The organism is Burkholderia sp. JPY481 (assembly GCF_038900515.1).
GTDB classification, from domain to species: Bacteria; Pseudomonadota; Gammaproteobacteria; order Burkholderiales; family Burkholderiaceae; genus Paraburkholderia; species Paraburkholderia youngii.
This window is the reverse complement of sequence record NZ_JAYMRT010000001.1, coordinates 897,611-923,428: the sequence shown is the minus strand read 5'-3', so window position 1 is coordinate 923,428 and position 25,818 is coordinate 897,611. Positions and strand designations below refer to the sequence as shown.

Annotated in this window: 28 protein-coding genes and 2 tRNA genes; 19 read left to right on the top strand and 11 right to left on the bottom strand. The window is 63.3% G+C overall.

Annotation, left to right across the window (positions count from 1 at the left end; all coding sequences use genetic code 11):
- Positions 1 to 57 precede the first annotated feature (57 nt).
- On the bottom strand, positions 58 to 2,121 hold the full coding sequence (gene ppk1 / locus VSR82_RS04200; protein ID WP_368585251.1) for a polyphosphate kinase 1: 2,064 nt from the start codon (positions 2,119 to 2,121) through the stop codon (positions 58 to 60).
- 204 nt (positions 2,122 to 2,325) lie between these two features.
- Between ppk1 and ppx the strand changes: the two genes are divergently transcribed.
- Positions 2,326 to 3,978, top strand: coding sequence for an exopolyphosphatase (ppx, locus tag VSR82_RS04195; protein WP_018433461.1), 1,653 nt, complete (start codon positions 2,326 to 2,328; stop codon positions 3,976 to 3,978).
- A 96-nt stretch (positions 3,979 to 4,074) separates the two neighbouring features.
- Here the strand turns inward: ppx and VSR82_RS04190 are convergent, their stop codons facing one another.
- Together VSR82_RS04190 and VSR82_RS04185 are read right to left on the bottom strand one after the other, a co-directional pair.
- Positions 4,075 to 4,887, bottom strand: a complete 813-nt coding sequence (locus VSR82_RS04190) for a GNAT family N-acetyltransferase (RefSeq protein WP_013089997.1) — start codon at positions 4,885 to 4,887, stop codon at positions 4,075 to 4,077.
- A gap of 155 nt (positions 4,888 to 5,042) precedes the next feature.
- The gene (locus tag VSR82_RS04185) at positions 5,043 to 5,501 is read right to left on the bottom strand and encodes a SixA phosphatase family protein (RefSeq protein ID WP_368585253.1); all 459 of its coding nucleotides are present in this window, start codon (positions 5,499 to 5,501) and stop codon (positions 5,043 to 5,045) included.
- A 443-nt stretch (positions 5,502 to 5,944) separates the two neighbouring features.
- Between VSR82_RS04185 and VSR82_RS04180 the strand changes: the two genes are divergently transcribed.
- The 12 genes from VSR82_RS04180 to VSR82_RS04125 all read left to right on the top strand — a co-directional run bounded on the left by VSR82_RS04180 (position 5,945) and on the right by VSR82_RS04125 (position 15,340).
- Positions 5,945 to 7,333, top strand: coding sequence for an integrase arm-type DNA-binding domain-containing protein (locus VSR82_RS04180; RefSeq protein WP_429458523.1), 1,389 nt, complete (start codon positions 5,945 to 5,947; stop codon positions 7,331 to 7,333).
- Positions 7,334 to 7,461: 128 nt separating this feature from the next.
- Positions 7,462 to 8,544: a hypothetical protein gene (locus VSR82_RS04175; protein ID WP_429458525.1), complete on the top strand. Its 1,083-nt coding sequence runs from the start codon at positions 7,462 to 7,464 to the stop codon at positions 8,542 to 8,544.
- 193 nt (positions 8,545 to 8,737) lie between these two features.
- Positions 8,738 to 8,944 carry a helix-turn-helix domain-containing protein gene (locus tag VSR82_RS04170; protein ID WP_429458527.1) on the top strand — a complete coding sequence of 69 codons (207 nt, stop codon included), beginning with the start codon at positions 8,738 to 8,740 and terminating at the stop codon, positions 8,942 to 8,944.
- Positions 8,944 to 9,333 carry a hypothetical protein gene (locus tag VSR82_RS04165; protein WP_429458529.1) on the top strand — a complete coding sequence of 130 codons (390 nt, stop codon included), beginning with the start codon at positions 8,944 to 8,946 and terminating at the stop codon, positions 9,331 to 9,333. The genes VSR82_RS04170 and VSR82_RS04165 overlap by 1 nt, the downstream gene beginning before the upstream one ends.
- Positions 9,330 to 10,733 (top strand): AAA family ATPase, encoded by a 1,404-nt coding sequence (locus tag VSR82_RS04160; RefSeq protein WP_429458531.1) that lies wholly within the window; start codon positions 9,330 to 9,332, stop codon positions 10,731 to 10,733. The genes VSR82_RS04165 and VSR82_RS04160 overlap by 4 nt, the downstream gene beginning before the upstream one ends.
- The gene (locus VSR82_RS04155) at positions 10,730 to 11,344 is read left to right on the top strand and encodes a hypothetical protein (RefSeq protein WP_429458533.1); all 615 of its coding nucleotides are present in this window, start codon (positions 10,730 to 10,732) and stop codon (positions 11,342 to 11,344) included. The genes VSR82_RS04160 and VSR82_RS04155 overlap by 4 nt, the downstream gene beginning before the upstream one ends.
- Position 11,345: 1 nt before the next feature.
- A complete protein-coding gene (locus tag VSR82_RS04150) occupies positions 11,346 to 12,038 on the top strand; it encodes a hypothetical protein (protein WP_498857500.1) in 693 nt (230 codons plus the stop codon).
- A 432-nt stretch (positions 12,039 to 12,470) separates the two neighbouring features.
- Positions 12,471 to 12,869, top strand: coding sequence for a hypothetical protein (locus VSR82_RS04145; protein WP_429458537.1), 399 nt, complete (start codon positions 12,471 to 12,473; stop codon positions 12,867 to 12,869).
- 205 nt (positions 12,870 to 13,074) lie between these two features.
- Entirely contained in the window at positions 13,075 to 13,584 is a 510-nt protein-coding gene (locus tag VSR82_RS04140) for a hypothetical protein (RefSeq protein WP_429458539.1), read from the top strand.
- Between the two features lie 10 nt (positions 13,585 to 13,594).
- A complete protein-coding gene (locus VSR82_RS04135; protein WP_429458541.1) occupies positions 13,595 to 14,014 on the top strand; it encodes a DUF4279 domain-containing protein in 420 nt (139 codons plus the stop codon).
- A 224-nt stretch (positions 14,015 to 14,238) separates the two neighbouring features.
- Positions 14,239 to 14,811 carry an HD domain-containing protein gene (locus VSR82_RS04130; protein ID WP_429458542.1) on the top strand — a complete coding sequence of 191 codons (573 nt, stop codon included), beginning with the start codon at positions 14,239 to 14,241 and terminating at the stop codon, positions 14,809 to 14,811.
- 61 nt (positions 14,812 to 14,872) lie between these two features.
- Positions 14,873 to 15,340 (top strand): hypothetical protein, encoded by a 468-nt coding sequence (locus tag VSR82_RS04125; protein WP_429458543.1) that lies wholly within the window; start codon positions 14,873 to 14,875, stop codon positions 15,338 to 15,340.
- 594 nt (positions 15,341 to 15,934) lie between these two features.
- On the opposite strand, the gene VSR82_RS04120 is transcribed toward VSR82_RS04125, so the two are convergent.
- Together VSR82_RS04120 and VSR82_RS04115 are read right to left on the bottom strand one after the other, a co-directional pair.
- Positions 15,935 to 16,011: transfer RNA gene (locus tag VSR82_RS04120), tRNA-Pro, on the bottom strand.
- A gap of 70 nt (positions 16,012 to 16,081) precedes the next feature.
- Positions 16,082 to 16,240, bottom strand: coding sequence for a DUF3309 family protein (locus tag VSR82_RS04115; protein WP_176105549.1), 159 nt, complete (start codon positions 16,238 to 16,240; stop codon positions 16,082 to 16,084).
- Positions 16,241 to 16,379: 139 nt separating this feature from the next.
- Between VSR82_RS04115 and VSR82_RS04110 the strand changes: the two genes are divergently transcribed.
- The gene (locus tag VSR82_RS04110; RefSeq protein WP_429458544.1) at positions 16,380 to 16,571 is read left to right on the top strand and encodes a hypothetical protein; all 192 of its coding nucleotides are present in this window, start codon (positions 16,380 to 16,382) and stop codon (positions 16,569 to 16,571) included.
- Between the two features lie 63 nt (positions 16,572 to 16,634).
- Here VSR82_RS04110 and VSR82_RS04105 read toward each other — a convergent pair whose 3' ends face one another.
- Complete coding sequence (locus tag VSR82_RS04105; RefSeq protein WP_368585256.1) at positions 16,635 to 16,811, bottom strand: hypothetical protein; 177 nt, start codon at positions 16,809 to 16,811, stop codon at positions 16,635 to 16,637.
- Positions 16,812 to 16,991: 180 nt separating this feature from the next.
- Between VSR82_RS04105 and VSR82_RS04100 the strand changes: the two genes are divergently transcribed.
- Positions 16,992 to 17,159: a hypothetical protein gene (locus tag VSR82_RS04100; RefSeq protein WP_429458546.1), complete on the top strand. Its 168-nt coding sequence runs from the start codon at positions 16,992 to 16,994 to the stop codon at positions 17,157 to 17,159.
- Between the two features lie 226 nt (positions 17,160 to 17,385).
- On the opposite strand, the gene VSR82_RS04095 is transcribed toward VSR82_RS04100, so the two are convergent.
- Both VSR82_RS04095 and VSR82_RS04090 read right to left on the bottom strand, forming a co-directional pair.
- Positions 17,386 to 18,783, bottom strand: a complete 1,398-nt coding sequence (locus VSR82_RS04095; protein ID WP_429458548.1) for an MATE family efflux transporter — start codon at positions 18,781 to 18,783, stop codon at positions 17,386 to 17,388.
- Positions 18,780 to 19,088: a DUF2288 domain-containing protein gene (locus tag VSR82_RS04090; RefSeq protein WP_013089991.1), complete on the bottom strand. Its 309-nt coding sequence runs from the start codon at positions 19,086 to 19,088 to the stop codon at positions 18,780 to 18,782. The genes VSR82_RS04095 and VSR82_RS04090 overlap by 4 nt, the downstream gene beginning before the upstream one ends.
- 58 nt (positions 19,089 to 19,146) lie before the next feature.
- Between VSR82_RS04090 and VSR82_RS04085 the strand changes: the two genes are divergently transcribed.
- Complete coding sequence (locus tag VSR82_RS04085) at positions 19,147 to 19,299, top strand: hypothetical protein (RefSeq protein WP_368585259.1); 153 nt, start codon at positions 19,147 to 19,149, stop codon at positions 19,297 to 19,299.
- A gap of 782 nt (positions 19,300 to 20,081) precedes the next feature.
- Here VSR82_RS04085 and VSR82_RS04080 read toward each other — a convergent pair.
- The 3 genes from VSR82_RS04080 to VSR82_RS04070 form a co-directional block, all read right to left on the bottom strand.
- A complete protein-coding gene (locus VSR82_RS04080; RefSeq protein WP_368585260.1) occupies positions 20,082 to 20,408 on the bottom strand; it encodes a hypothetical protein in 327 nt (108 codons plus the stop codon).
- Between the two features lie 97 nt (positions 20,409 to 20,505).
- Positions 20,506 to 21,228 (bottom strand): peptidoglycan DD-metalloendopeptidase family protein, encoded by a 723-nt coding sequence (locus VSR82_RS04075; RefSeq protein WP_429458553.1) that lies wholly within the window; start codon positions 21,226 to 21,228, stop codon positions 20,506 to 20,508.
- A 153-nt stretch (positions 21,229 to 21,381) separates the two neighbouring features.
- On the bottom strand, positions 21,382 to 22,290 hold the full coding sequence (locus VSR82_RS04070) for an aldose epimerase family protein (RefSeq protein ID WP_368585262.1): 909 nt from the start codon (positions 22,288 to 22,290) through the stop codon (positions 21,382 to 21,384).
- A gap of 588 nt (positions 22,291 to 22,878) precedes the next feature.
- Between VSR82_RS04070 and VSR82_RS04065 the strand changes: the two genes are divergently transcribed.
- The 3 genes from VSR82_RS04065 to VSR82_RS04055 all read left to right on the top strand — a co-directional run bounded on the left by VSR82_RS04065 (position 22,879) and on the right by VSR82_RS04055 (position 25,732).
- Positions 22,879 to 23,709, top strand: coding sequence for an undecaprenyl-diphosphate phosphatase (locus VSR82_RS04065; protein ID WP_368585263.1), 831 nt, complete (start codon positions 22,879 to 22,881; stop codon positions 23,707 to 23,709).
- A gap of 119 nt (positions 23,710 to 23,828) precedes the next feature.
- Positions 23,829 to 23,905 (top strand) — tRNA-Arg (locus tag VSR82_RS04060).
- A 261-nt stretch (positions 23,906 to 24,166) separates the two neighbouring features.
- A complete protein-coding gene (locus VSR82_RS04055) occupies positions 24,167 to 25,732 on the top strand; it encodes a methyl-accepting chemotaxis protein (protein ID WP_429458555.1) in 1,566 nt (521 codons plus the stop codon).
- The last annotated feature ends 86 nt before the right edge of the window (positions 25,733 to 25,818 follow it).

Sequence of the window (25,818 nt, the reverse complement as noted above, 5' to 3'; positions counted from 1 at the left end):
TATGCGCGCAGATCGTCAGGTGCCCGCCGTCGCGGCGAGCACCCGCAACACGGGCGACTACGAACAGAACTTGCCGAGCAGGCTCATCTGCGCATTGCGCGACGCCTTGCCCGGCCGGCGCCGGCGATAGTGACCATCGCTTTGCATCAACCAGGCCGACTGGTTGTCGCCGAGAAACGCCGATAGCCCTTCCGCGATCACGCGCCGTTTCAGCCGCCGGTTGTTGACCGGAAATGCGACTTCGACGCGCCGGAACAGATTGCGATCCATCCAGTCGGCGCTCGACAGATAGACCTGCTCCTTGCCGCCGTCGTAGAAATAGTAGATGCGATGATGTTCGAGAAAGCGCCCGACGATCGAGCGCACCGTGATGTTCTCGGAGAGTCCTGGCACGCCCGGCTGCAGCGAGCACACACCGCGCACGATCAGATCGATCTTCACGCCGGCCTGCGCTGCTTCGTACAGTTCGGCGATCACCGTCGGCTCGAGCAGCGCGTTCATCTTCGCGACGATGCGTGCCTTCCTGCCCGCCCGTGCGTGCTCGGCTTCCTTGCGGATCGCTTCGACGAGCTTCGGATGCAGCGTGAACGGCGATTGCCACAGTTCGTGCAGCTTGAGTTCGCCGCCGATGCCGGTCAGCTGCTGGAATACATGGTGCACGTCCTCGCAGATCTTCTGATCGGCGGTCATCAGACCGAAGTCGGTATAGAGGCGCGCGGTGCGCGGGTGATAGTTGCCGGTACCCAGGTGCGCGTAGCGCTTCAGGGTCGACTTGCCGCCCGCCAATACGCGTCGCACGATCAGCATCATCTTCGCGTGGCACTTGTGGCCGACCACGCCGTAGACTACATGCGCGCCTACCGCTTCGAGCTGCGAGGCCCAATTGATGTTGGTTTCCTCATCGAAGCGCGCGAGCAGTTCGACGACCACCGTGACTTCCTTGCCGTTGCGCGCGGCCTGCATCAGCGCGTCCATCAGCGGCGAGTCGGTGCCGGTGCGATAGATGGTCTGCTTGATCGCGACCACGTTCGGGTCCTTGGCGGCCTGCAGCAGCAGTTCGAGCACCGGCTGGAAGCTCTCGTACGGATGATGCAGCAGCACGTCGCCTTGGTCGATCACGTCGAACATGCTCGCGGCATTGGCGATTTGGGGCGGCGTCGACGGAATATGCGGCACGAACTTCAGATCTGGCCGGTCGACCATCTCGGGCAATTGCATCAGCCGCACCAGGTTGACGGGGCCGTTCACGTAGTAGCAGTCCTTGTTCGACAGACCGCTTTCGTCGAGCAGGCGCCGCACTACGTGCGCGGGCGTTTCCGCCGACACTTCGAGCCGCACCGCATTGCCAAGATGCCGCGCCGGCAGTTCGCCCTGCAACGCGACGCGCAGATTGGTGATTTCGTCTTCGTCGACGAACAGTTCGCTATTGCGGGTGATGCGAAACTGATTGCAGCTGCGCACGACGAGATTCGGAAACAGCTCGCCGACGAAGCGCTGCAGCAGCGAGCTCAGCAGCACGAAGCCATGCGGATAGCCCGACAGCTCCTGCGGCATGCGCACGAGGCGCGGCAGCGCGCGCGGCGCCTGCACGATGCCCATCATCGCTTGGCGGCCGAATGCATCCTTGCCCTCGAGCTCGACGACGAAGTTCAGGCTCTTGTTCAGCACGCGCGGAAACGGATGCGCGGGGTCGAGACCGATCGGCGTTAACACCGGCAGCAGTTCGTCGAAGAAGTAGTTACGCGCCCATTCGGTCTGCGCGTCGCTCCATGCTTCGGTGCCGTGGAAATAGATGCCTTCCTCCTCGAGCGCGGTGAGCACCGTGTCGTGCAGCATCGTGTACTGGCGATGCACGAGCTTCTGCGCACGTTCGACCACGAGGTCGTACACGTGCTGCAGCGACATGCCGTCGGGCGACAATGCGCCGGGGTTGTCGCGCATCTGTTCCTGAAGCCCGGCCATGCGGACTTCGAAGAATTCGTCGAGATTGCTACTGGTGATGCAGATAAAACGGAGACGTTCGAGCAGGGGGACGGCGGGATCGGCGGCTTGCGCCAGCACGCGCTCGTTGAAACCCAGAATGCCCAGCTCGCGATTCAATAGGGGATAGCGGACGGACATCGGTGGCGAGATTGGAATGTCTGAAATGGCGACGGAAAGACGCTCGGAAATTCTCACGATTTGATGACGTCCTGATGACATCGGCGGTGTTTTAAACATTTTATGCCGCAATCGTCGGCTGTCGTCAATATGACGCGCTACCTATGCGACGATACCGAACTCCCTGCGCCGCGAGGTGACACCGTGAAGGCTGCTACGCTTAGAATGGCGTCTTTGAACAGTGCGGCCGGCCGCGACGCGCATCATGCGTCGAAGGCGCCGGGCAGGCGCGTGGCGCTGCCAGCGTCCGCCGCCACGCCCGCAGCCGCAGCCGCCGCGCTCGCGCGCATGGAGTACGCTTACCCGATGGTCAATATCCCTCATCTCCTCGCCGCCGTGGATCTCGGTTCGAACAGCTTCCGGCTCATCGTGGGCCGGGTCGAGGAAACCGACGCGGGCAGCCAGATCTATCAGGTCGACGCCTTGCGCGAGCCGGTGCGGCTCGCGGCCGGGCTATCGAGCGACAAAATGCTCGATCGCGCCTCGCAGGTGCGTGGCTGGGATGCGCTGAAGCGCTTCGGCGAGCGTCTGCGCGATTTTCACCCCGACCACGTGCGCGCGGTCGCGACCAATACGCTGCGCATCGCGAAGAATGCGGGCGAGTTTCTCGGCGAAGCGCAGGCGGCGCTCGGTTTTCCGATCGAAGTGATCGCGGGGCGTGAGGAAGCGCGCCTGATTTATGCAGGCGCCGCTCACTCGGTGCCGGCGAGCGCGGGCAAGCGGCTCGTCGTCGATATTGGCGGCGGTTCGACGGAATTCATCATCGGCTCGCACTACACGCCGATCAAGATGGAGAGCCTGTATATCGGCTGCGTGAGCCATAGCCGCACGTTTTTCCCGGCCGGCAACGTCGACGAATACACGATGCGTCAGGCCGAACTCGCCGCGCGCCGCGAAATCCAGATCATTTCCGCCGAATACAAGAAGACCGGCTGGGAGCAGGCGATCGGCTCATCGGGCACCGCCCGCGCGCTCGCCGAACTGGTCGAGGCGAACAATTTCAACGATGCCGGCGTCACGCACGGCATTTCGCGCGGCGGCCTCGAGCGGCTCAAGCGCGCACTGATCAAGGCAGAGAACGTCAACCGGCTGAAGCTGATCGCGCTGAAGAGCGACCGCGTGCCGGTGCTCGCGGGCGGCCTGTCGATCATGATCGCGGTGTTCGACGAACTGGGCGTCGACTATGTCGACACCACCGACGGCGCGCTGCGTCTCGGCGTGATGTACGACCTGCTCGGCCGTTCGCAGCACGAGGACATGCGGACGGTGACGGTCGGCGGCTTCATGCGGCGCTACGGCGTCGATCGTGCGCAGGCGGGGCGTATCAGCGATCTGTCGACGAGCTTCTACGATCAGTTCATCGAACCGGACGAAGAACGCCGCGCGGAGAACCGCATGTTCATCGGCTGGGCGGCGTCGCTGCACGAAATCGGGCTGTCGATCTCGCATAGCGCTTATCACAAGCATTCGGCGTATATCGCAAGCAACGCCGACATGCCCGGCTTTTCGCGCACCGATCAGGCACGCCTCGCCGCGCTCGTGCTCGGCCACGCGGGCAAGCTCGGCAAGCTGTCGCAGACGCGCGACGTCGAATGGCCGCTGCTGTTCTGCCTGCGGCTCGCGGCGTTGCTGTGCCGTCGACGCGCGGACGTCGGCCTGCCGGGTATCACGGTTGCTCAGGCGAACGGCGGTTACGAAGTGCGTTTGCCGAATGAGTGGGTCGCCAACAATCCATTGACGGACTACAGCCTGATCCAGGAAGCCGCGGAGTGGGAGAAAGTCGGGATTCCGTATCGCGTGGTTTATACCGACGATTGATGTCGCGCCGATCGACGCACGCTTCGATTCGCAGCGTGCGCGTGCACAAAAAAAGCCCTGCAAATGCAGGGCTTTTTCGTTTCCCGGTGATGCAGCTTATCGCGGCAACGCATCGCCGAGGAAGTGCCGCGCGTAGCGGGCGTTGATATCGGACAGGCGGAACAGCGTCAGGAAGTCCGCGGTATTGAAGTCGGGGTCCCACGCCGGTGCGCCGCAAATCTTCGCGCCGAGTCGCAAGTAGCCCTTCACGAGCGGCGGCGGCGCGACGGCGGCGCCGGTCTGCAGGTCGTCTACCGGCAGCGGTGTATGTGGGAACGCGCGATATTCGGGCGCGGTCAGCGCGTTGTCACGCAGCGAGCAATACAGGTTTGCCGCATAGTGGCCGCCGTCGGCCATCGCGACGCTCGCGCAGCCGAGCATCGTCTCGTAGCCGTTGTGCTTCATGTACGCGCCGAGCCCTGCCCACAGCGACATGATCACAGAACCGCTGCGATAGTCGGGATGCACGCACGAGCGGCCGACCTCGACCATCTTCGCGCGCAGATGCGTGAGACGCGACACGTCGAACTCGCTTTCCGCATACAGACGGCCGATGCGCGCGGCCTGATGCGGCGGCAACGCGCGATAGGTACCGACTACTTTCAACGTGTCGAGATCGCGTACCAGCAAATGGTCGCAGTACGAATCGAACGCATCGACGTCGAGGCCGGCGGGGCCGCTCAGGCGCGCGCCCATTTCGTCGGCGAAGACGCGATAGCGTAGACGCTGCGCTTCACGCAGCTCTTCGTCGGTACGCGCCCACGAGACTTGCAGGCGATGCTGCGCGGTGACCGTTTCCTCGGCGCGGGGCAGACGGCGCGGTTCGAAAAGCGAGGCGAAGGGCAGGGTGGGCGTGGGCAGTTCTCGCATTGGCTGTCCTGGTCGAAAAGAGGGAGGATTTCTTTTTTCGCCAATGTAGTAACGCGCGGTGACGCTCGCATGGCAAAGCTGTGACGATTGGATGACTGCCCGTAAGCCCTCGCGTGCGTGCCCGTAAAGTCGGATGCGTCGCGCGACGCGCGCGCTCAGATCAGATCGGGACTGATGGCGGCGCGCAACACCGCCTCCTCTTCGCCGTGGCGCTCACGGCTCTCGATCCACCAGATGCCCGCTTTTTTCAGCGGCCAGCTCGCGCGGCTGTCGCCGAGCAGTTGCGCGGCGACGTGGCCGAGCGTCGGTTGATGGCCGACGATCACCACGGTCTGCGCGATGCCGCCGGGCCAGCCGGCCGCTTCGAGGACATCGTTCGCGCTCGCGTTCGGCGCGAGTTCGCGCACGACGCGATACTGGTCGCTCAACGTCTCGGCGGTCTGGATCGTGCGCACGGCGGGGCTCGCGAGGACGACCGCGTCCTCGGGTAGGCGCGCGCGAAGCCATTTCGCGGCGTTCTGCGCCTGCTTGCGGCCGCGCGTCGTGAGCGCGCGGGCGAGATCGCTCGAGGCGACATCTTCTGCTTCGGCGTGACGCCAGAGGATCAGGTCCATGAGAGTCTCCTTTTGAGCGGCCTAGGAAGGCATTGCGGCGGGTTTGCGCGTCTTCGCAGCGAGGTACGTGCGCAAGCACTGTCGCATGCACGGATGATGATTTGCAAGGCGAGTGCCTGATGGATTGGCTGTCAGCGTCCGGGTGAGCGCGGGCCAAAAAAGCAAAAACCCGCGAAGCCGGAGGCTTCGCGGGTTTCGACTTGCTTTTCGTGGTCGGAGCGAAAGGATTCGAACCTTCGACCAACCTTGACCCTCTGATCCCAAATCAGTGCGTTTTAATATTTCGGCTTGTTGATTGGTGTTCATGTAGGCAAAGAATTGCCGGCTGTATAAGGGATTTAAGCAAAACCATCTGATTTTTGTGTTGATCGAGATTGCTTGATTGCCATAGAATTTGCCTACATGACGCCTACACGGCCACCCCGAACTCTCAGGCAACCCCAATGGCAAAAACCAATCTCACGGCGGCGCGCGTCGCCGCCTTCCAGTGCGAACCCGGCAAACAGCAGGCCATTCTGTACGACGCCAAGACGCGCGGCTTCGGCCTGCGGGTCACCTCGGCAGGCGCGCGAGCCTACATTGTCGAAGGTCGCCTGCACGGCCGCACGATCCGCTGCACCATCGGCGATCCTGCCAACTGGAAGCTGGAGGACGCCCGCCAGCATGCCGCCGACCTGCGCGTGCTGATCGACAAGGGCACCGACCCGCGCGAACAGGAAGCCCTGCAGCGCGCCGCCGCCGACGCGAAGCGCGAGGCGGCGCAACGGCGTGAGGCGACGGTAGACGACGCGTGGAAGGCCTATCTTGCCTATCAGAAGGACCGCCAGCAGCGTGGCGTCGAAAAGGCGTGGGGCGAACGACATATGCTTGAACATGTGCGGCTGGCAGCAACTGGTGGTATCAAGAAGAAGCGCGGCAACGGTGTCACGCAAGCTGGGCCACTCGCCGAACTGATGATGCTGCGCCTGCCGGAACTGACCGGCGAGCGGATCGCCAAATGGCTCGAACATCTTTCTGATCGACCGGCTTTGGCTGCCCTTGCGTATCGCTTACTGCGAGCGTTCATCCGGTGGTGTGAGGACACCTCGGCGTATCAGTCTCTTGTGCCCGCCGATGCTTACCGAGCAAGAGCCGTCAAGGAGGCCGTACCTTCCCCGAAGGCGCGCGAAGGCGATTGCCTGCAACGCGAACAGTTGCGCGCGTGGTTCGATGGCATGCGCAAGATCGGGAATCCGGTTATCGCTGCTTACCTGCAAACGTTGCTGCTGGTTGGACCGCGCCGCGAGGAACTGGCCGCGCTGCGGTGGACCGACGTCGATTTCCGCTGGGGGAGCCTTAGCCTGTCGGACAAGGTGGAGAGCGAGGGGCGCGTGGTGCCGTTGCCGCCCTATGTGGCGTCGCTGCTGCTTGACCTGAAGCGGCGTAACGACACGCCGCCCAATGTCCGGGCATTAACGCGCATGGAAGCGCGCGGCGAGAAGTGGGAGCCGTCGCCGTGGGTATTCAGTAGCCGGACCGCCAAGGACGGCAAGCTGGCCGAGCCGCGCATTGCCCACGCCAAGGCGCTGCGTGCGGCAGGCCTGCCGCATATCTCGTTGCACGGCCTGCGCCGCTCGTTCGGCACGCTGTCTGAATGGGTGGAATGCCCGGTTGGCGTGGTTGCGCAAATTCAGGGCCACAAGCCAAGCGCCATTGCCGAGAAACACTACCGTCGCCGTCCGCTCGATCTGCTGCGTCTGTGGCATTGCCGCATCGAGGCGTGGATGCTGGAAGAGGCTGGCATCGAGTTCAAGGCCGAAGAGGGGAAGAGCGGCCTGCAAGCCGTCAGCTAGAGCCGGTAGTCTGCAGCTCGCTGGACGCAGGCATAATTCGCGATGTCCCTGTCTAGCTCGACGGAGCGAAAAGCCGGTTCCCTTCCCGGCCTGGCAGGGCCCTTCCGAAGGGCGTGCTGGAGGGGCACATGACACGTCTTGAAGACTGGGTGTGTGAGTTGAAGCAACGCGATGTTCTCACGCTTGCGCAAGCCGAAAGTCTGCTGCTTGTGCGTAAGTGGGGAGCCGATGAGGCGCGGCGGCTTCTGGTTCGCGCGGTGACGAGCGGGAAGCTGAAGGCCGATATCAGGCCGGAACTCAATCGCATCACAGGCAATCCGGTCGCGCCGGTTGACCCGCATCTGACAACGGTTGCGACCGCAGCCCTGCTTGAATGGCTCGATTCACAAAAGAACCCCGGCAATGCAGCCCAGGAGACCGGGATTGTGCTGGTGCAGGCGGGGCTGATCGAGGACGCCGGGCTGGCTGAACGGGCCAAGCTGCTACCGCCAGTCCCCCTTACCGCCGCTGAAATTCTGAGCGCAGGCGAGTCCAATTTCATCCACGTGAACGAGGTACTGCGTCGCATGTGCGTGGTTATTCCCGCCTGTGATCCGTCGCAGGCCGCAAGGCTGCTACACAGGGCATTCAGGGAGTCGGGCAGCGCCCCGGACTGGATCACGCGCGATGCATTGAACGGGGTACAGCCTGCCACGGGGTTCGACGCGAATCGTGCCCAGCTTTATCTGCAACGGATTGCCGGCGTTGATGTGCTCAGTGCTGGCCTGCTGGGGGTCGCGGGCTACGTCATGGCGTTGCAGACAGGCAGTAGCCTGTCGCCTGAGTTTGGTTTCTATCCCCGCCTGATTTTCGGGGTTCTGCGGGAAAGCCGGTTGCGCATTGATATCGAGCATGTGCCGCCCGCGCCGGAAGTTAGGCCACAGCCGCGCGCCGAGGTGGCGACAGACGTTGTTGTCGGGAGCGGTATCGGTGATGCGCGTTTGTCCAGGCGCGAACGCCAGATCAGGGCTATCGAGCGCGCTGCCGACGCGCTCGATTATCAGCGCAATGCAATTCCGACCGGCGGGAAGAAGGCAATCCGGGAGCGCTGCAAATCTGAGGACGTAGCGCTGTTCGGAACGGGCGACTCCTCGTTTAACGAAGCCTGGAAGGAGGCGAGCAAGGCCGGACGCGTGTCAATCAGGGACCGCGAGAAGTTCGCCCGGAGGTAGTGGGGTAAAAATACCCCACCTCACCACTTCAAATACCCCACTTCCCACTCTTGCGTCACCACTAGCGCCCCACTCGAAACTATCAACGCCGAAGCATCAGGCCGACCACGGCGGAAACCTTCGGACGTTGAGACGAATTCGGCACGTTATCAACGTCCAGGGACCGCCGCGAAAGGCCCGACTGGACGTTGACATGAACACCCTGCAAACCATCCCTGTTGCACACGGCATTGAGGCCATCCTGACGACCGAGGCCGCTGCTGTCGCCCTGAACCGCCGCCCGCAGACCCTGCGTAAGTGGGCCTGTCTGGAAAACGGCCCTATCCGCCCCATTCGCATCAATGGACGTCTTGCGTGGAAGGTCGCGGATATCCAGAAGCTGCTCACAGGGGGCGCGTAATGGATACGGCAGCCATTGAACCGCAGACGTCACCGCCTGACGACGCCGAAGCGCTCGCCGCCGCCCGCGCTGCATTCTGGACACGGTGGCGCGGCGCACAGCCCAATGTCCAAGCGCGCCGCCCGGCGACATTGGCGGCGCGCAGCGAAGCGGCCTCAGCGCCGAAGGTCCGCGAACAGGAACACCGCGCCGCCGTACGGGGATCGCGCCGCCGTGACGCCGAGGCGTTTCTTGTGCGCTTCGAATACCTGATCGACAGGGAGTTGCAGCGCTGCGAGTCATGCATGATGCCGCACGAATGGCGCGAACACCACGAATGGATTGAGGAGAACGCGCGCGCGTCGCTGTGGGCGGCGATCACGCGGCGTTCGCGCAAGGGGGCGTTATGAATAATCGCCGCTGGAGCGAAGCTGATGTGATGCGCGCCGCCGAAGTGATCGAGTTCAACGAAAACCGCCGCGAACAGATCGAGCTTGGCAAGCAACGACTCGCGACGGCGAACGCAGAGGCGGCGAAGGCGACTGCCCATGCTGCGCCATTAAACGGCAGGGCCGGTGCCGAGCCGCCCGCCGACTCGGTACTGCTGCAATGCGCGGCAGACGTGACGCCGCAGCCGGTGACGTGGCTGTGGCCGGACTGGTTGCCAGCAGGCAAGCTCACCATACTGGCGGGCGCGTCGGGGACCGGCAAGACCACACTCGCACTCGATCTGGCCGCCGTCGTCTCGCGTGGGGGCGCGTGGCCGGACGGGACCGCGTGTGCGCACCCCGGCCAGGTGCTGATCTGGAGCAGTGAGGACGACGCGAGCGATACGTTGGTGCCGCGCCTGATGGCCGCTGATGCGGACCTGTCGAGGATTCATCTTGTCCGCAACGTGGCGAAGACCGGCGGCGAACTCGTGCCCTTCGATCCGGCGCGCGACATGCCGCTGTTGAGCGAACGCATGGCGAGCATGGGCGGCGCGCGGCTGCTGATCGTCGATCCGGTCGTGAGTGCCATTGGTGGCGACGCGCACCGCGCTAACGATGTTCGCCGCGACCTGCAACCGCTGGTTGATCTGGCGGCGCGTCACGGCTGCGCGGTGATCGGCATCTCGCACTTTGCCAAGGGATCGTCCGGCAAGGCTCCTGTAGAGCGCGTGATCGGCTCACAGGCGTTTGGCGCACTCGCGCGCATGGTGCTGGTGACGGCGAAGGACGACGGCGCGGAACGCCGGATTCTGGCCCGCGCGAAGTCCAACATTGCAGCGGACGATGGCGGGTTCGCCTACACGCTGGAGCGCGTCGAGGTTCAGGCTGGGATCATTGGACAGCACATTGCCTGGGGCGAGCGCATCGACGGCAGCGCCCGCGATATCCTGGGCGAAGTCGAGCAGCAGGACGACGAAGCGAAAACCGAACAGGCCGAGGCGGAAGCACTCTTGCGCGGTCTGCTTGCAGACGGCCCGGTGAGGGCGCGTGAACTGAAAGCGGATGCTGACGGCGCGGGGTTCAACTGGAAGACCATGCAGCGCGCGGCGTCGCGGCTCGGCGTCGAGACGCGCAAGCTGAGCATGAAAGAGGGGTGGCAATGGGCGCTACCGAAGAGGACAGATTCCGAAGGGGACACGAAGGAGACTGAACAAAATACGATGTCCCCTTCGGGGCCGGCTGTCCCCTTCGGCCCCGGCGTGGCTTTACGGTCTGTCCCTTTGGACGGTTCTGCCGAAGGGGACATGCCGCAGGAGTCGGGTTCTTCGGAGAAAAACGACCCACCCGACGACGATGACCGTGTTCAGGATTCGGTATGAGTGCCGCCGATATCGTGGAGCGCGCCGCCGCCCTAGGCGTCTCGTTGTCAATCGAGGGGGAGCGCATCGGCATCGAGGGACCGGCGCGCGCAGTGGCAACGATCAAGCCGGAACTTGCCGCCCACAAGCCCGAGGTCATGGCGTATCTGCTGGAACGCAGCGAAGGCGCGAGGGAGCCCGCCGCTGGCACGCTGTTAGCCGGGGAAGCCGCCAGCGATCCGCAAGCCGTACCGGACGATTGCGCCGGGGCTTTGATCGACCCGCACGGCGGCGCGTATCTGCCTTGGGGGCCGTATCTTGCGGCGGACAATGTGCGGCGGCTGCGCGCCGAACTGTTCGCGATGATTGACGAGCTGGCGCGCGCGGAAGGCTGGACCCGCGAGCGCCATGCCGACACGCTGGGCCGCGCCGCCAATGGTCCGTTGGCGGACCTGTTGCCGAACGTCGAATACTTCAATGCGAAGGTGATCGAGTGCCGCGCCGAGGCCGAGGCGCGCGCACTGCTGGCGGCGCGCTCGTGGAAGCTCGAAGGCCTGGACGACCGGCACGGGTGCCCAGGCTGCGGCGGCTCATGCGTGGGGACGTCGCGAAGCTGCAAACGGAGGCCGTGACATGGTGGCGAAAAGGAAGGCGACAAAGGAAGCAGCAAGCGCGCCGCCACCAAAACGCAACCCGGCAGCGCTGGGGCTGTCGGGGAGTCAGTACGACGACCCGGTAAAGCGCGATGCGATGATTGCGGCCAGCCCGGTCGTTCGCGGGGCCGTGACGGGCCGCAAGTACGCCGAGGGTATCTTTGGTGAGGGCGTGGACCTGACCGCCTACGTGGGCGAACTGCGCGCCCGGATCAACGCCGTGAAGGGCGGCGATATGTCCGGCGTCGAGGCGATGCTGATCGCCCAGGCCAACACGCTCGACATGATTTTCAACCAGTGCGCGCGCAAGGCCGCTTTCTCCGAATACCTGAACCAGTTTCAGGCGCATCTGTCACTGGCGCTGAAAGCGCAGGCACAGAGCCGCGCGACGCTCGAAGCGCTGACGGAGATCAAGAACCCGCGTCCGGTGGCCTTCGTGAAACAGGCGAACATCGCGAACGGCCCGCAGCAGGTGAACAACGGCAGCAATGGCGGCGCGCCGCCCGACCCTCACGCGCGCGCGGAAAATTCCGCGAATCCTTCGAACGAACTATTAGCGAGCGGCAATGGCGAAACGACACTGGACACCGGAGCAACGGGCAAAGCAGGCCGAAGCGATAAGGCGGTGGAAGCCGTGGGAAAGCTCGACGGGGCCGCGCACCGAGGCGGGTAAAGCGGTATCCGCCGGCAATGCGACCGCGCACGGCATGATGAGCGCGCGCTGGCGGAGCCAACTGCGCGAACTGAATGCCTTGTTGCGCGAGTGCAAAAAGCGCGTGAAGCGCTTGTGACTTGCTCAGCGATCCTATTTGACAGTTCACCAACACGAAAGCGCACTAAGCTTTTCTGCATACGTTTATAATCAAAGCGCCGTCGAAACAGCGACGGCTCAGGCTTGGCAGCCTGAAATCCTGCAACCCGCACACCTGTTCAGGCAGGTCGTGCGCTACCTCTGCACGTCCATTGCCAATGGGCGGGCCGTGGTGGGGAGACCTTCGGGTCTGCCGGTTGTGGTTGCAGGACCGGTCTGCCAACCTTGCTATCGTGCCCGCTCACCTGCCTCCCTATGTGTCCGGGCGATCCTTCACGATAATCAGGACAGCGTATGACCAAACCAACCACAAAGCAGTCTCCCGCCCGTCCCCCTGTGGACGCTCTCCGGTATGAACAGCTCGCGCTTGCCGCCTTCCACGCCTGCGACCGGCAGGGTCAGCAACTCCGACACCTGATTACGCTTGCGACCTCGATGTTCAGGAGTCCTGCTGTGACTGTCGAGGAAAGACACGAACACAGGAACCTGCTGGAGATCATGATCCAGACCGGCCAGAGCTACTACCAGGCTAACTGCTGCGATCAGGAATTGTTCACCGTGCTTGCGCTCGACGCAAAGGGGCTTCCCCAGCGCCAACTGTCATCGGAAGACGCGGCAGCGATTCTCGCTGACGCTGCGCAAGGCGTGAACGCGAAACTGGCGGCGATGGACGCTTCATGGACGCAACACTAACCCGTTTCGATCCCTGACGATAACGGCGGCACAATGCCGCCGTTTTTTCGTCCTGCGCGAGCAGGAATATGCAATAGAAATCGAGATGTCCGACACAGTCGCAAATAATTGTCAAAACGGGCTTATCCCGATTTAAAGCGTTTGACCCTCGTCCGTTTCGATGGTTAATTCGCGGGGTATCGCCTGAAAACTCTTGAGGAGTGCAATGGAAGAACAAAGTCAGAAAGGCACTGGAGCGCAGACGACGGACGAGGAGGTCTGTGACCTTTGCAAGATCACCTATTCGATCTATTCCAAGTTCCCGCCGATGCCGTCTGCACAAGCCCTGAACGTCGAGACCGGCGAGTTCTTTCCGTTTGACAGGGTTCGCAAGATGAAATCCGGTTACGACATGGTCAAAGCCCTGGGTTACGCACAGGCATGCACTTGTCGCGGACGCTCACGAACCCCGCCGCAGAACCTCGGTAACGCGCAGGGGTTCACGTATCAGCCGGATACAGTGAGCGGTGATACCGAAGAACTTGCCGCGAGCACGAACAATCCGGACTACGCAGCGAAAATGCTAGGGTATGACCGCAAGACGTTTGGCAAGATGATTCACATGATGAAAGAGGACAATCGATTGCGCGGGGACGACAACGTTATTTGGCACGACGATGGGGGTGTCGAGTTCAGAGGCGCGATCATCGATAACATGCATAGCTGGACACCTTGAGAGAAATAATATGGCACCCAAACACCAACTCGCCTACGCATCGTTCACGATCTACCAAGACACCGAGCCGCCCGAATTCTGGACGGACTATTTCGGCGTATCACCGTCTCGCGCTGGAGCCAAAGGGCAACCAAAGTTAATGCCATCCGGCAAGATGAGCAGCACCCCTTGGCGGCAAGGCACATGGAGCGTGTCGAGTGAGCAGGCAGTCACGAGCGACCAACTAACGCCTCATCTTCGCTATCTTGTTGAATACTTGACACTACCGCGATCAGATTTACCGGAATTGCTTAAGCGCACTGGCGCGCATATGCGTTTCTTCTGTTACTGGGACAACGAGAGCGGCGACCGCGTACCTGATGTGCCCGACGATATTCGCACCATGATGGAAGCAATGGGTGGGACGGTCGAGATTGACGAATACCGGTAGCTGCGCATGGATCTGCGACGATCCCCGAGTTACGCCTCGTACAAAGTTACAGTATCAACCCGTAAGCACGCGAACCATGCCCCGCTTCGGCGGGGTTTTTCATTGATGCGACTGCAACGATTACAGCGACAAGATGTGCCGCGCCCACGCTTCCATCATCGGGCGGCGCTGTTCCAGAAGGGCCGTGCTGATGCGTAGACGTGACCGTTTGATTGAGGATGACGATGAAGGAAAACGACAAAAACAAAGACCGGGATTTCGCGCTGATAGACCGAGCGCGAGCGTTTGCGCTTGGTGCGCACGCCGCCATTGACCAGCGGCGCAAATACGTGGGCGAGCCTTATGCGACGCATCTGGCTGAGGTAGCCGAACTGGTGACACGGGTGCCGGGTGTAACGGCGGAAATGGTCGCCGCCGCCTGGCTGCACGATACGGTCGAGGACACCGCCGTTCCGCTGGCATTGATCGAAGCGGAGTTCGGTGTATGCGTCGGGAGACTTGTGAGCGAGCTGACCGCAATATCAACACCTGATGACGGCGACCGGGCCACGCGAAAGGCACTGGACCGGAGGCATACGGCACATGCATCAGCTGCGGCGCAGACCATCAAGGCGGCTGATCTCATATCGAACCTGCGTACCGTCGAGGCCCGCGACCCGCAGTTCGCAGCAGTCTACATGCGCGAGAAACGGCTATTGCTGGAGGTACTGACGAAAGCTGATGGCCGTCTGCGAATTGAGGTGCGTGCCATCATCGACGACTACTTCACACGGCAGGGGAGCGACGAACGGGCCTGATGGATCACTGCCATCGGGTTTGACCTTGCCGGTCGTTCCCTCGCTCCGACAAAAGGACACTATGGAGAAATCTCATAACGAGCTGGGTGTGCAACTCATCTGTTTTCGCTGCAACCGCTGTAACGCGCCAGTTACACGTGTTTTGACGGTTGGGAACGCGTCGCAATACACCACACACGGCGGCGAGTCGTGGAAATGGGGCGAGCCCTGCTTTCCCTCGGGGTTTGCCATCAAGGAACGCGGCGATGTATGGCAAGCCTACGCGGGCTGCTGGCTTGTACAGGAAGATGACGTGATCGGGTTGAGCGTCACGCCCTTAATTGAGCGGACATATGGCTGCTGCGGCATGACAGGCCGGTGTGGCCCCAATCTCGTATGCAGCTGCGGCGAACATGTGGCAAGCGCCGAAACGGATTGCACCCTGCCGAACTTTGTCGCGTTGAGCAAGGGCCAAGTGTACGCGGCAAGGCCGCGCCTTGACGCCGCGCGGACCGAAAACAAAGCGGCTTGCGAAAGTGATAGCTTTTGATAACAGATTTTTGCGACTGCTATCAAGGCGCAGCGGACCAATTCCCGGGGGTTTTCCCGGAGTGCTAGAATCGCGCGCTTGTGCGCCAGCCCGAAGCCGTTCAGGACGTGATGACAAAGGTCGCCGGTGATCCTGGCTTCATGCGTCGTCGGGCGACGCGCAAATCTGCTACCCCTGCTGTCTGGTAATGAGCGGCAACTTCATCCTCGGGTGAAGATGGGCGATCCGTGCGGGTTCGTTCCTAAGGCTGCGACTATCCTGTGCTGCCAGACAGTCTTGAAAAGAGCCGATGGGGTTCGGGTTGTCTCTGGCGTGACAAAGGCCCGACCCCAACCATCGGGTGTTGCCGCTGGGAATATCCCGACCTCGGAACCACGTTTGAGGACGGGTCAACCAGCCACGGCGCTCGGCATGACGCGACGGTATTGCACGCCGCAAGAGGACGATGGTCAGGTCTAGACCATTCCCACGCGTCCCGTAAGCCGTGGAGAAGGCGTTGCCAAATGCCGATTGAATTTGCCTACACAGCGCCTACACGGACTCAGAAAGCAAAAAGCCCAGCCGGTTAGGGCTGGGCTAAATGCTTGATTCTATTGGTCGGAGCGAAAGGATTCGAACCTTCGACCCTCTGATCCCAAATCAGATGCGCTACCAGGCTGCGCTACGCTCCGACGAATCCGAGAGTATAGGGGGTACGGACAGGAGCGTCAATGCCTTGGCTTGCGCTGGCTCGGCGGTCAGCTATATTCGCCCCATCAACAGCAGAATGATCACGACGATCAGCACGACGCCGACAAGCCCAGTCGGTCGATAGCCCCAGCCGCTGCTATACGGCCAGCTTGGCAATGCGCCGATCAACAGCAGGATGAGCACGATTAGCAGGATGGTTCCGACGGTCATGGCGTTCTCCTTTTCGAGGGGCCGCGAAATCGCTGGCCGCATCGTCACGCTGGTTTGGCGCACGCGCGCCGCGACAATCGACGCGCGTATCGCGCGCCTGTTGCTGGATCGGAACCCGCAAGGCGTGTGCCCATCACCGATGAAGATCGATGCGGCGAGGCCTTGGACGACGGTGAAAAAAGAGGGGGCGACGCGCGTAGCGTCACCGTTCGATGTATGTATGCCGAAGGAACTGAAAAGGTATTGCGCACGTGCAGCGGACGACGACGCGCGCGGCGCAAACATGCGCCGCAACGCCGGTCATCGCGTCATCGAGCGGACGCGCAACTGAGGCACTGCGATATGCCGGTGCCGCGACTAGAGCCGACTCGGTCCGAGTCGAAGATCACCCGCATCAGTGCCTTGGACGCCTCCAATGCGGCATATGCAGGTGCTGATGCGTCCAGTGATGCAGCATGCCCTCGCCGTCGTGTTCTCGCCGGTAGGCCCGCGATTCGAAAATCGACAACGCCACCAGCACGAGCAAGCCTATTGCGAGCCCGATCAGGCCCGCGATCGATTCACCGTCCATGGCAGTCTCCCGGTAGGTTCAGCCATGAACCCATAGTAGCGCAGGTCTGGCGAAATCTCACGAAATGGAACGAGCGGGGCACGAGCGGGCGTGATGGCGTCGCGGAACGCGCTTTGCGGGTAGACTCTCGGCGCGCCGGCGGACTTCCGCCATCCCCTTTGTCCCGGAGAAGATTGCAAAATGACCCGCGTTCTGACTGTTGCCTTGCTGTTGTGCGCCGGCGTCGCCGGCTGTGCGGACCATCCGTCCGCGCATCGCGGCAGCCCGCCACATGATCCCGCCGACTACCACGGCGTGCCAACCGACGATCGGCCGCCCGCCATGGTGCCCGCGCCCGTCGCACAGTGAGCGCTCGTCGAATTGAAAACGATCGGGAAAGGGAGGGGCGGGGAAAGCGAAGCACCGGCGCGGGCACGCCGGCACTTCTGACCCGTGCCGACTGTTCGCGCGGAGAGCACGGGCTGGAAACATTCTAGGACGCGCTCGTTATGCGATATGTATGCGCTTGTTTCAAGCCGTAACGTTCTGTCGTCCGCCGAACAGCCAACGGGGCGCGGCGCGCCGCACCGCGCGACTACGCCGCCGCAATCCCTCGCGACACGCCCGGCAGGTAGCGCGCGAGCGTCGCGCCGCGCGTGGCCATGAAGATCAGCAGCGCGATCCACAGCCCGTGATTGCCGTGCCACGAGAGCAATGCCGACGACGCCGCGACGAACACCACGAGCGACACCACCATCGCCATCATCAGTTCGCGCGTGCGCGTCGCGCCGATGAACACGCCGTCGAGCAGGAAGCCCCACACCGAAATGACCGGCGACAGCGCCGCCCACGGCAGATAGGTTTCGGCCGCCGCGCGCACGACGGCCTGATCGGTCAGCCGCTCGATGATCCATGCGCCCGCGCCCCAGTACACGAACGAGAAGCCGATCGCGCCGAGCGCCGACCACATCGCGGTGACCTTGACCGCCTGCGCGAACGCGTGACGATCGCGCGCGCCGATCGCCGCGCCGACCAGCGCCTCGGCCGCATGCGCGAAACCGTCGAGCCCGTACGCCATGAAGGTCTGAAAATTGAGCAGCAATGCGTTCGCGGCGAGCGTCGCGTCGCCTTGCCGCGCGCCGAGATGCGCAAACCAGCCGAACGACGAAAGCAGACACAGCGTGCGCACGAAGATGTCGCGATTGAGCACGACGAGACGCTTCAGCGCGGCGGTGTCGAACAACGCGGCGCGATTCAGCGCGGGCAGGCCGCGCGGCCTGCCGTGCCATAGCAGCGCGAGGCCGAGCAAGAAGCCGAGCGCGTCGGCAGTCGCGGTAGCCGCGCCGATGCTGGCCACGCCCCAATGAAACGCGTACACGTACAGCAGCACCGCGACGATGTTCACGCTGTTGATGAACACCTGCGACAGCAACGCGAGCCGCACCCGCTGCGTGCCGAGCAGCCAGCCCAGCACCACGTAATTGCCGAGCGCGAGCGGCGCGGCCCAGATGCGCGCGTGGCAATACACCTGCGCATGCCGCTGCACCGCGTCGCTGCCGCCGATCGCCCGCAGCGCGTAGTCGATCAGCGGTTGCTGCACGAGCAGCACCAGCGCGCCGATCGCAGCCGCCATCAGCAGTGCGCGCACCACGCTGTTGCGCAGCTCGTCGCCGTGGGCCGCGCCGTGCGCCTGCGCGACGAGGCCGGTGGTGCCCATGCGCAGGAAGCCGAAGCCCCAGAACACGAAGTTGAAGAAGAGCCCGCCGAGCGCAACGCCGCCGAGGTAGGAGGCGCTATCCAGATGACCGGCGACGGCGGTATCGACCGCGCCGAGGATCGGCTGCGTCAGATTCGCGAGGACGATCGGGAACGCGAGCGCGAGCACCCGGCGATGCCAGCGTACCGGCAGCGCCCGCCCGCTGGCTGAATGCGCGGCGGTTTGGGAAGGCGCGCCGTCGGGCGTCCCGGCATCGGGCGTCCTCGCGTCGCTCAAGAGCGCTCCTGAACGCACACCCACGGCGAGACGACGACTGCCCACAGCTCGGGATCGCGCGCGGCGAAATCGGCGGCCGTCTCCGACTGCACGCGCTCAACGAGGCCCGAAGACAACCATTGGGCGACCTGGGTGGTGTCGTCGTTGGCGATCGCTTCGGCGACGCTCACGAGATCAAGGTCGCGCGCGACGTGCAGCAGGATGCCGCGCGCAAAGAAACGTTCGAGTTCGCTCCAGCCGATCTTGGCGGTTTCGCCGAGCAGCTTCGCGTACAGGGGGCTTTGGGGGGCGTCGTTGGAAGTCATAGTAGGCGGGTCGGACGGGGTCGTCACTATAAACCATTGGCGCAGACCGGCGAGCCGCATGGCGGGCCTGCGCAACGCGCGGAGCGGTCTTTTATGCATCGCCGGACTGAGTCGGATTCTGAACCTGGATGCCGACGGATTCAACGACGACGGCGCACGCGCCATGCCGCCAATCAGCGCCGCGATTAATCGTCCGAATATTCCGAATTGAAACGCGAGTTTGAATGGTTTCAAGATTGTCGGGGAATTGTCGATGTTAAATCTTTCACTATTCGCGAATTTGTTGTGATGAAATATCGAAGCTTATTCCGAAGCCGTTGCCGCGACTAATCGATACGTTACGTGCGTTTCCGCACCAAGTTAATCTTCACGAGCAAAAGCGGGCTTATTGCCGAACGAGTTAGTGTTATTCGGACAGATGTCTTTCCTCTGCTGTTTTCCCGGCATTTTCCTCGATGGCCCAAGAACATTGGCTGGTGCGGGGCTCGGACAATCCAGTTTGAATGACCTCGCGGGCCGAGTAGCCCGGCCGCGGCGCATTTAGCCGGTCTCATTCCGACATTTCCGATTCACGGATTGCGTAATCCGTACGCCGTGTAACATTGACCGCAAAATTAATCGATTGCGCTTGTAAATGCAGATTGTTAGATTTCGTTCTGGCGCATGGTGAACCGGTCCTTTGCCGATATGCGCCGAACCCCCGTTAGCCCGGCTTCGTGCCGGGCTTTTTTTTGAACCGATTTACGCGGGTGTTTAACCCGTCGCGGCGATCTTCACCGCGAATTCACATACACGGCCGATGATGGCGGATTATTTTTTCGGCGCGAGGCTCATGACCGGGGTGATCATCTTTGTCGGCGTATGGGTGATCGCGCTCGCGTTGCTGCTGCGCTTCGCCGCTCGCATCGATCCGCGCTCGGGACGCCGGCGACGCCGCTGATCGGTGACGCTATTCCCGCTGGGCGGCCGTGCCTGGCGCACAAAGTGCCGCCATTACTGCTTGCAGCGAATGACCATCGAACGGTTTTTCACATTCGCGCCGAAAATCCCGCCGATCGTGCCGCCCGACGTTGCGCCGCTGTCGACGTCTTTCGACACCACGTCGTACCCGTAGTTGCCGCAGGTTTCGCCCGCGCGCTTGTAGCACTCGGCCCAGCTCGTGCTCGCGTCGCTGCCGCTGCAGTTGATCGCGAAGCCGGTGTCGCCGCTCGGCAGATAGGTCATCGTAGTCGTGGTCGAGCAGCCGCCGAGGCCGCCGAGCGTCAGGAGGCCGAGACTGATCGTTGCGGCCGCCGCGACGCGCGCCAATGGGCTTTTCATTTCAGATTCCTTGCAAATCTACGAAGGGCGTGGCGCGCAGCCACGCCGCTTCGAATTGAGCGTTTATAGCACGGTGGGTTCTCGCGCCCGCCGCCGCCTAGCGCGGCGGCAGTTCCTTCGACGGATCGATCGAGCGGCCCTGGTAGCGCAGCTCGAAATGCAGCATCACGCGATCGGTATCGGTGTCACCCATTTCGGCGATTTTCTGGCCGCGCTTGACCGATTCGCCTTCCTTCACGAACAGCGCGCGGTTGTGCGCGTAAGCGGTCAGGTAGTCGGCGTTGTGTTTGAGGATCAAAAGATTGCCGTAGCCGCGCAGACCGTTGCCCGCATAGACGACGGTGCCGGGCGCCGCCGCGACGATCGGTGTGCCGGCCGCCGCGGAAATATCGATCCCCTTCGAGTTGCCGCCGTCGAAACGGCGGAACACGGTGCCGTCGGCCGGCCAGACCAGCGAAATGGGCGCGGGCGCGGTGGCCGGCGCAGTGTCCGGCGGCGCAGCACGCGGCGCGGCCGACGCACTCGCGCTGCCGCTACCGCCACCACCGCCGCCGCTACGGATCGCACCGCTCGTCGACGCCGTTCCGCTCGGTGGCGCGACACGCAGCACCTGGCCGACCTCGATGTTGTCCGGATTGGTCAGGTTGTTCCAGCGCGCGATGTTCTGCACCGATTGGCGGTTGCCGCGCGCGATTTTCGATAGCGTGTCGCCCCGTTCGACCCGGTAGTAGCCCGGCGCCACCGGCGCCGACCCGCACGCGGCGAGCAGCACGAACAACGCCGCGCAACCGAGTCGTTTGATTCTTGTTGTTTCCAGCATTGGACCTCGCAAAGCGCTGCCGCGCGCCGATCCCGATCACGCGGCACAGACAGACAAAGCGTTCGATTCTAACGGTTTTGTGTTGCGCCCCCCGGCGAGGAGGGCGAGGCGACGGGCGGCCGCTTCGAGCCGCTCGCCGCCGGCGTCGGCATATCAGCTGGTCTTCTCGACGGTAATGCGCAGCGCCGCCGTCTCGGTTTGTCCCGGCTCGAGCCAGCGCAAGCCGCGGCCGTTATGGATCGCATCGGGCAGCCCGAGCCACGGCTCAACGCAGTAAAAGTCCGATTGCGGCGTTTCGGTCCACGTCGTGACCGAGTACCAGGGCACCGAGCCGGGCCGCTGCAGATCGATCGTAATTACGCGGTTGATGCCCGGCGCCTCGACCCGCACCGGTCGATCGGGCGTGCCGCTCAGGCAATGGAAGCGGTCGTAGATGCGGTCTTCGTCGAGCGTGTAGCTCGCTTCGCCAGGCTCGGCGGGGCTGATCGAGCCATCCCCGAGCTGACGGCAGCGCTCGGTGGGCGGCAGCTCGATCGTCGTCTGCGCGCGCTGCGTGTGCGGCAGCGTGAAGTAGAAGTGATGGCCGGCGTAGTAGGGCAGGGGCGTGTGGCCGGTATTGGTGGTGGTCAGCGTCACGTCGAGCGTGCGCGGATCGATGAGCTCGTAAGCGGCTTCGAAGCGAAAGCCGAACGGATAGACGGCGCGCGTCGCTTTGCTGTCGGTCAGAATCATGCGCAGGCCGGCGCCATGCACGTCGGCGTGGGGCTCGAACGGCAGGTCGCGCGCGAAACCGTGCATCGGCATCTCGCGCACGGTGCCATGCGCGTCACGCCAATGGCCGATCTTGCCGTCGACGAAGTGACGGCCGAGAAACGGAAACAGCAGCGGATTGCCACCGCGAATCCGCGCGGGCGCGCTCCAGTCGGCGTGTTCGGGCCAGTGGATCACCTCTTCGCCATCGATCGTCCACGATAGCAGACGGCCGCCGGCTTGCGGCGAAAAGCGGAGCACGGAGGCGTCCTGGGCGATCTCGAGAATGTCCTGTTCCGGGGAGAGGGGCATGGTCAGTAGGTAGCCAGATAGAGGTTGAGGGTCCTGCAAAGCGGTTGGCTGCGTCGGCCGTTGCATCCGGATGAAGCGGCGTTTTGCGCCACTCGCCGCGACTGCGTCAGGCGCGCTGAAACCGCGATTTTGCGCTGCTTTGCGCTACGGGGAAACCCTTCCCGGGAAATTGCGGGTGTCGGAAAAGGGCGAATCCTATTGATAATCCGCCTGAGCGTCCGGTCTATCCGACTCCCGGGCGAATCGGCTCAGGAGGCATCATGGATCTCGCAATGGCAATGGCCGTTTCTTTGTTCGGCATATTCACGGCTAGCACGTACTACTTCTTCCACTCGCTCAAGCGCTGATCCCGCTGGGTTCATTCCTCTGCGTTCGCAGTACGCGCGCGACGAATCCGCTGCCCGCTTCCTTGCCCTCGCGTAACAACCGTGTCGAGTTGTGACGCGGCGCGTCAATTTCTCTCCGAATGTGGTCTAACCGCTTGGCGCTGACTGTGCAGCCAGGCATAATCGGTGCGCCTTTTGACGCGCCGGCTTCCCTTTTGTGCGGCGCGCAGTTTCCCGACACTTTGCTTACAAGGACCGCCGCGTGAACCTGTCGTTTCTGATTTTTCTCAGCGTGCTGCAAGGCGTGACCGAACTGTTTCCGGTGAGCAGCCTTGGCCACACGCTGCTCGTGCCAGCCCTGTTCGACATGCACATCGACAAGCATGCGCCGCAGTTGCTGCCGTTCCTCGTCGCTCTGCATCTGGGCACCGCGTTCGCGCTGCTGTGGTACTTCCGCGAGCGCTGGTGCGCGCTGGTGCGCGGTTTCTTCGCGTCGCTCGGCGGTCGCCGCAACGACGACGGTCACATGATGTGGGCGCTGATCATCGGTACGATTCCGGCGGGTCTCGTCGGTCTCGTGCTGGAAAAGCGCCTCGAGGCGATTTTTCACGATCTGCGGATCGTCGCGTTTGCGTTGATCGTGAACGGCGTGCTGCTGTGGTTCGGCGATCGCCTGCAACGCGCACGCGCGCATCGGGCACCGGAAAAGCTGACGTTCCGCCAGGCGTTCTTCGTCGGCCTCGCGCAGATCGGCGCGCTGATTCCGGGCTTCTCGCGCAGCGGCCTGACGATGATCGCCGGCAATGCGGCCGGCCTCACCACCGAGAAAGCCGCCGAGTTTTCGTTTTTGCTCGGCACCCCGATCATTTTCGCGGCTGGCGTACTCGAACTGCCGAAGCTGCTCCACGCGCCGAGCCAGCTTGCCGACGCGGCGCTCGGCGGCGTGCTGACCGCGATCGCCGCGTACTTGAGCGTGCGTTTCCTGATGCGCTATTTCGAAGGCCGCGGGCGTCTCGCGTCGTTCGGTTTGTACTGCGCGATCGCGGGGATCGTGTTCCTCGGCTGGTTCATGCTGCATCCGCAGCCGGTCTGAGCGCGGCGGGCGATCGGTTATAATCCGGGCCCGGTTGTTTGCAGGTCAGTTAGAATTTTAGTTTGTGCGAAATCGGGCGGCTCGCTGCGAGTGCCGGTTTCATGCAGATAGCGATCCATACGGCAGTAGCTCAGCTGGATAGAGCATCGGCCTTCTAAGCCGAGGGTCGGGGGTTCGAGCCCCTCCTGCCGTACCAGAAACATCGAAAGGGTTACAAGCCTCGCGCCTGTAACCCTTTTTGTCTTTTTTGCTGTCTTTTCGCACCTCGCCCGGATCGTCGAGCAACTGATATCGGCGCGCGGGCCCGGCTGACGATCAGCAACTCCCCGACGTCACACGCACGTTGTCGTTTCCGTCATCGAATGGCTCGCTTCGGGTGTTTCCCGACTCAGGAAATCGCGCGCGACGCCGTTAGTTCAACAGAACCGTTTGACGCGCCGCGATTGGAGGAATCAGCGTGAACCGACTCAGCCTCAACACCAAACTCTGGCTCGCGCTGCTGATCACGTGGCTCGGTCTGCTCGGCCTCGGCGGCTGGGCCGCGTGGCAGTCGCGCGCGACGATGCTCGCCGAGCGCAAATCGGCGGTGCAGAACGTCGTCGAGAGCGCGTACGGCATCGTCGCCGACTACGCGCAGCGCGCCGACCGGCGCGAGCTGACACCGGAACAGGCACGGCAGCAGGCGCTGGCGCGCCTGTCCGCGATGCGCTACCCCGGCAGCGGCTACATGATCGTGACGACCGCGACGCCGGTCGTGATCATGCACCCGGTGCTCGCCGATCTGCGCAACAAAGACGTGTCGCACTACGCGGACACCGACGGCAAGCTGCTGTTCGTCGAGATGGTCAAGGTGGCGCAGGCGCAGGGACAGGGCTTCGTCGATTACATGGGACGCCTTGCTGGCCACAACGAGCACGTGCCGAAGATCAGCTTCGTCAAGCGCTTTGCCGCGTGGGACTGGTATCTGATTTCGGGCGTCTACGTGAACGACATCGACGCGGCGTTCCGCGCCGACCTGCTGCGCTATCTGCTGACGATCCTCGTGATCGGCAGCGTCAGCACCATCGCGCTCGTGCTGATCATCCGCAACGTCAAGCGCAGTCTCGGCGGCGAGCCCGCCTACGCGGCGAGCGTCGCGGAGACGATCGCCGACGGCGATCTATCGTGCCCCGTCGCACTGGCCGGCAACGATCAGGAAAGCATGCTGTTCGCGATGCAGCGCATGCAAAGCCGCCTCGCCGACGCGATCAGGCGCATTCGCGGCGGCACCGAAACCATCACGGTCGCGGCGGAAGAGATCGCCGCGGGCAATCTCGATCTGTCGGCGCGCACGGAACAGCAGGCGTCGTCGCTCGGCGAAACGGCCGCGAGCATGGAGCAGCTGACGGCGACCGTCAAACAGAACGCCGACAACGCGCTGCAGGCCAACCGCATGGCGCACTCCGCGTCGCAACTCGCGGGCGAGGGCGGCGAGGCCGTGCAGCACGTCGTCGCGAATATGCAGAGCATCGCGGAGAGCTCGGCACGCGTCGTCGACATCATCGGCGTGATCGAGAGCATCGCGTTTCAGACCAACATCCTCGCGCTGAACGCGGCCGTCGAAGCCGCGCGCGCCGGTGAAGAGGGTCGCGGCTTCGCGGTCGTCGCGGGCGAGGTGCGCAATCTCGCGCGCCGCAGCGCCGATGCGGCCAAGGAGATCAAGACGCTGATCGAGGATTCGGTCGCGCGCGTCGGCAGCGGCAAGGCGCTCGTCGAGAAAGCGGGCGGCACGATGGACTCGCTCGTCGATGCAGTGAAGCGCGTGACCGACATCATCAGCGAGATTTCCGCCGCGTCCGACGAGCAGCGCCGTGGCATCGAGCAGGTCAATCTCGCGATCGCGCAGATGGACGAGACCACCCAGCAGAACGCGGCGATGGTCGAGCAGGCGGCGGCCGCCGCGCAGTCGATGCAGGAGCAGGCGCAGATGCTGCGCGACGTCGTCAATACGTTCCGCCTGCAGGGGACGGCCGCCGCGCGTTGATGGCCGCATCGATGGGGCGCTGCCCGCAGAAGTGTGCATGCTATGCTTTTGAGGTCAGGATCAAAAGCCGCCGTGCGCCCGTGCGC

Bases quoted from the DNA above. Each gene is read 5' to 3' on its own strand.
- VSR82_RS04125 (WP_429458543.1), top strand. From the start codon at position 14,873: ATGGAGAAATCTCATAACGAGCTGGGTGTGCAACTCATCTGTTTTCGC.
- VSR82_RS04105 (WP_368585256.1), bottom strand. From the start codon at position 16,811: ATGGACGGTGAATCGATCGCGGGCCTGATCGGGCTCGCAATAGGCTTG.
- VSR82_RS04155 (WP_429458533.1), top strand. From the start codon at position 10,730: ATGAGTGCCGCCGATATCGTGGAGCGCGCCGCCGCCCTAGGCGTCTCG.
- VSR82_RS04165 (WP_429458529.1), top strand. From the start codon at position 8,944: ATGGATACGGCAGCCATTGAACCGCAGACGTCACCGCCTGACGACGCC.
- VSR82_RS04075 (WP_429458553.1), bottom strand. From the start codon at position 21,228: ATGCTGGAAACAACAAGAATCAAACGACTCGGTTGCGCGGCGTTGTTC.
- VSR82_RS04190 (WP_013089997.1), bottom strand. From the start codon at position 4,887: ATGCGAGAACTGCCCACGCCCACCCTGCCCTTCGCCTCGCTTTTCGAA.
- VSR82_RS04080 (WP_368585260.1), bottom strand. From the start codon at position 20,408: ATGAAAAGCCCATTGGCGCGCGTCGCGGCGGCCGCAACGATCAGTCTC.
- VSR82_RS04150 (WP_498857500.1), top strand. From the start codon at position 11,346: ATGGTGGCGAAAAGGAAGGCGACAAAGGAAGCAGCAAGCGCGCCGCCA.
- ppk1 (WP_368585251.1), bottom strand. From the start codon at position 2,121: ATGTCCGTCCGCTATCCCCTATTGAATCGCGAGCTGGGCATTCTGGGT.
- VSR82_RS04130 (WP_429458542.1), top strand. From the start codon at position 14,239: ATGAAGGAAAACGACAAAAACAAAGACCGGGATTTCGCGCTGATAGAC.
- ppx (WP_018433461.1), top strand. From the start codon at position 2,326: ATGGCGTCTTTGAACAGTGCGGCCGGCCGCGACGCGCATCATGCGTCG.
- VSR82_RS04140 (WP_429458539.1), top strand. From the start codon at position 13,075: ATGGAAGAACAAAGTCAGAAAGGCACTGGAGCGCAGACGACGGACGAG.
- VSR82_RS04135 (WP_429458541.1), top strand. From the start codon at position 13,595: ATGGCACCCAAACACCAACTCGCCTACGCATCGTTCACGATCTACCAA.
- VSR82_RS04145 (WP_429458537.1), top strand. From the start codon at position 12,471: ATGACCAAACCAACCACAAAGCAGTCTCCCGCCCGTCCCCCTGTGGAC.
- VSR82_RS04170 (WP_429458527.1), top strand. From the start codon at position 8,738: ATGAACACCCTGCAAACCATCCCTGTTGCACACGGCATTGAGGCCATC.
- VSR82_RS04090 (WP_013089991.1), bottom strand. From the start codon at position 19,088: ATGACTTCCAACGACGCCCCCCAAAGCCCCCTGTACGCGAAGCTGCTC.
- VSR82_RS04180 (WP_429458523.1), top strand. From the start codon at position 5,945: ATGGCAAAAACCAATCTCACGGCGGCGCGCGTCGCCGCCTTCCAGTGC.
- VSR82_RS04070 (WP_368585262.1), bottom strand. From the start codon at position 22,290: ATGCCCCTCTCCCCGGAACAGGACATTCTCGAGATCGCCCAGGACGCC.
- VSR82_RS04085 (WP_368585259.1), top strand. From the start codon at position 19,147: ATGGCGGGCCTGCGCAACGCGCGGAGCGGTCTTTTATGCATCGCCGGA.
- VSR82_RS04100 (WP_429458546.1), top strand. From the start codon at position 16,992: ATGACCCGCGTTCTGACTGTTGCCTTGCTGTTGTGCGCCGGCGTCGCC.
- VSR82_RS04185 (WP_368585253.1), bottom strand. From the start codon at position 5,501: ATGGACCTGATCCTCTGGCGTCACGCCGAAGCAGAAGATGTCGCCTCG.
- VSR82_RS04160 (WP_429458531.1), top strand. From the start codon at position 9,330: ATGAATAATCGCCGCTGGAGCGAAGCTGATGTGATGCGCGCCGCCGAA.
- VSR82_RS04110 (WP_429458544.1), top strand. From the start codon at position 16,380: ATGAAGATCGATGCGGCGAGGCCTTGGACGACGGTGAAAAAAGAGGGG.
- VSR82_RS04175 (WP_429458525.1), top strand. From the start codon at position 7,462: ATGACACGTCTTGAAGACTGGGTGTGTGAGTTGAAGCAACGCGATGTT.
- VSR82_RS04115 (WP_176105549.1), bottom strand. From the start codon at position 16,240: ATGACCGTCGGAACCATCCTGCTAATCGTGCTCATCCTGCTGTTGATC.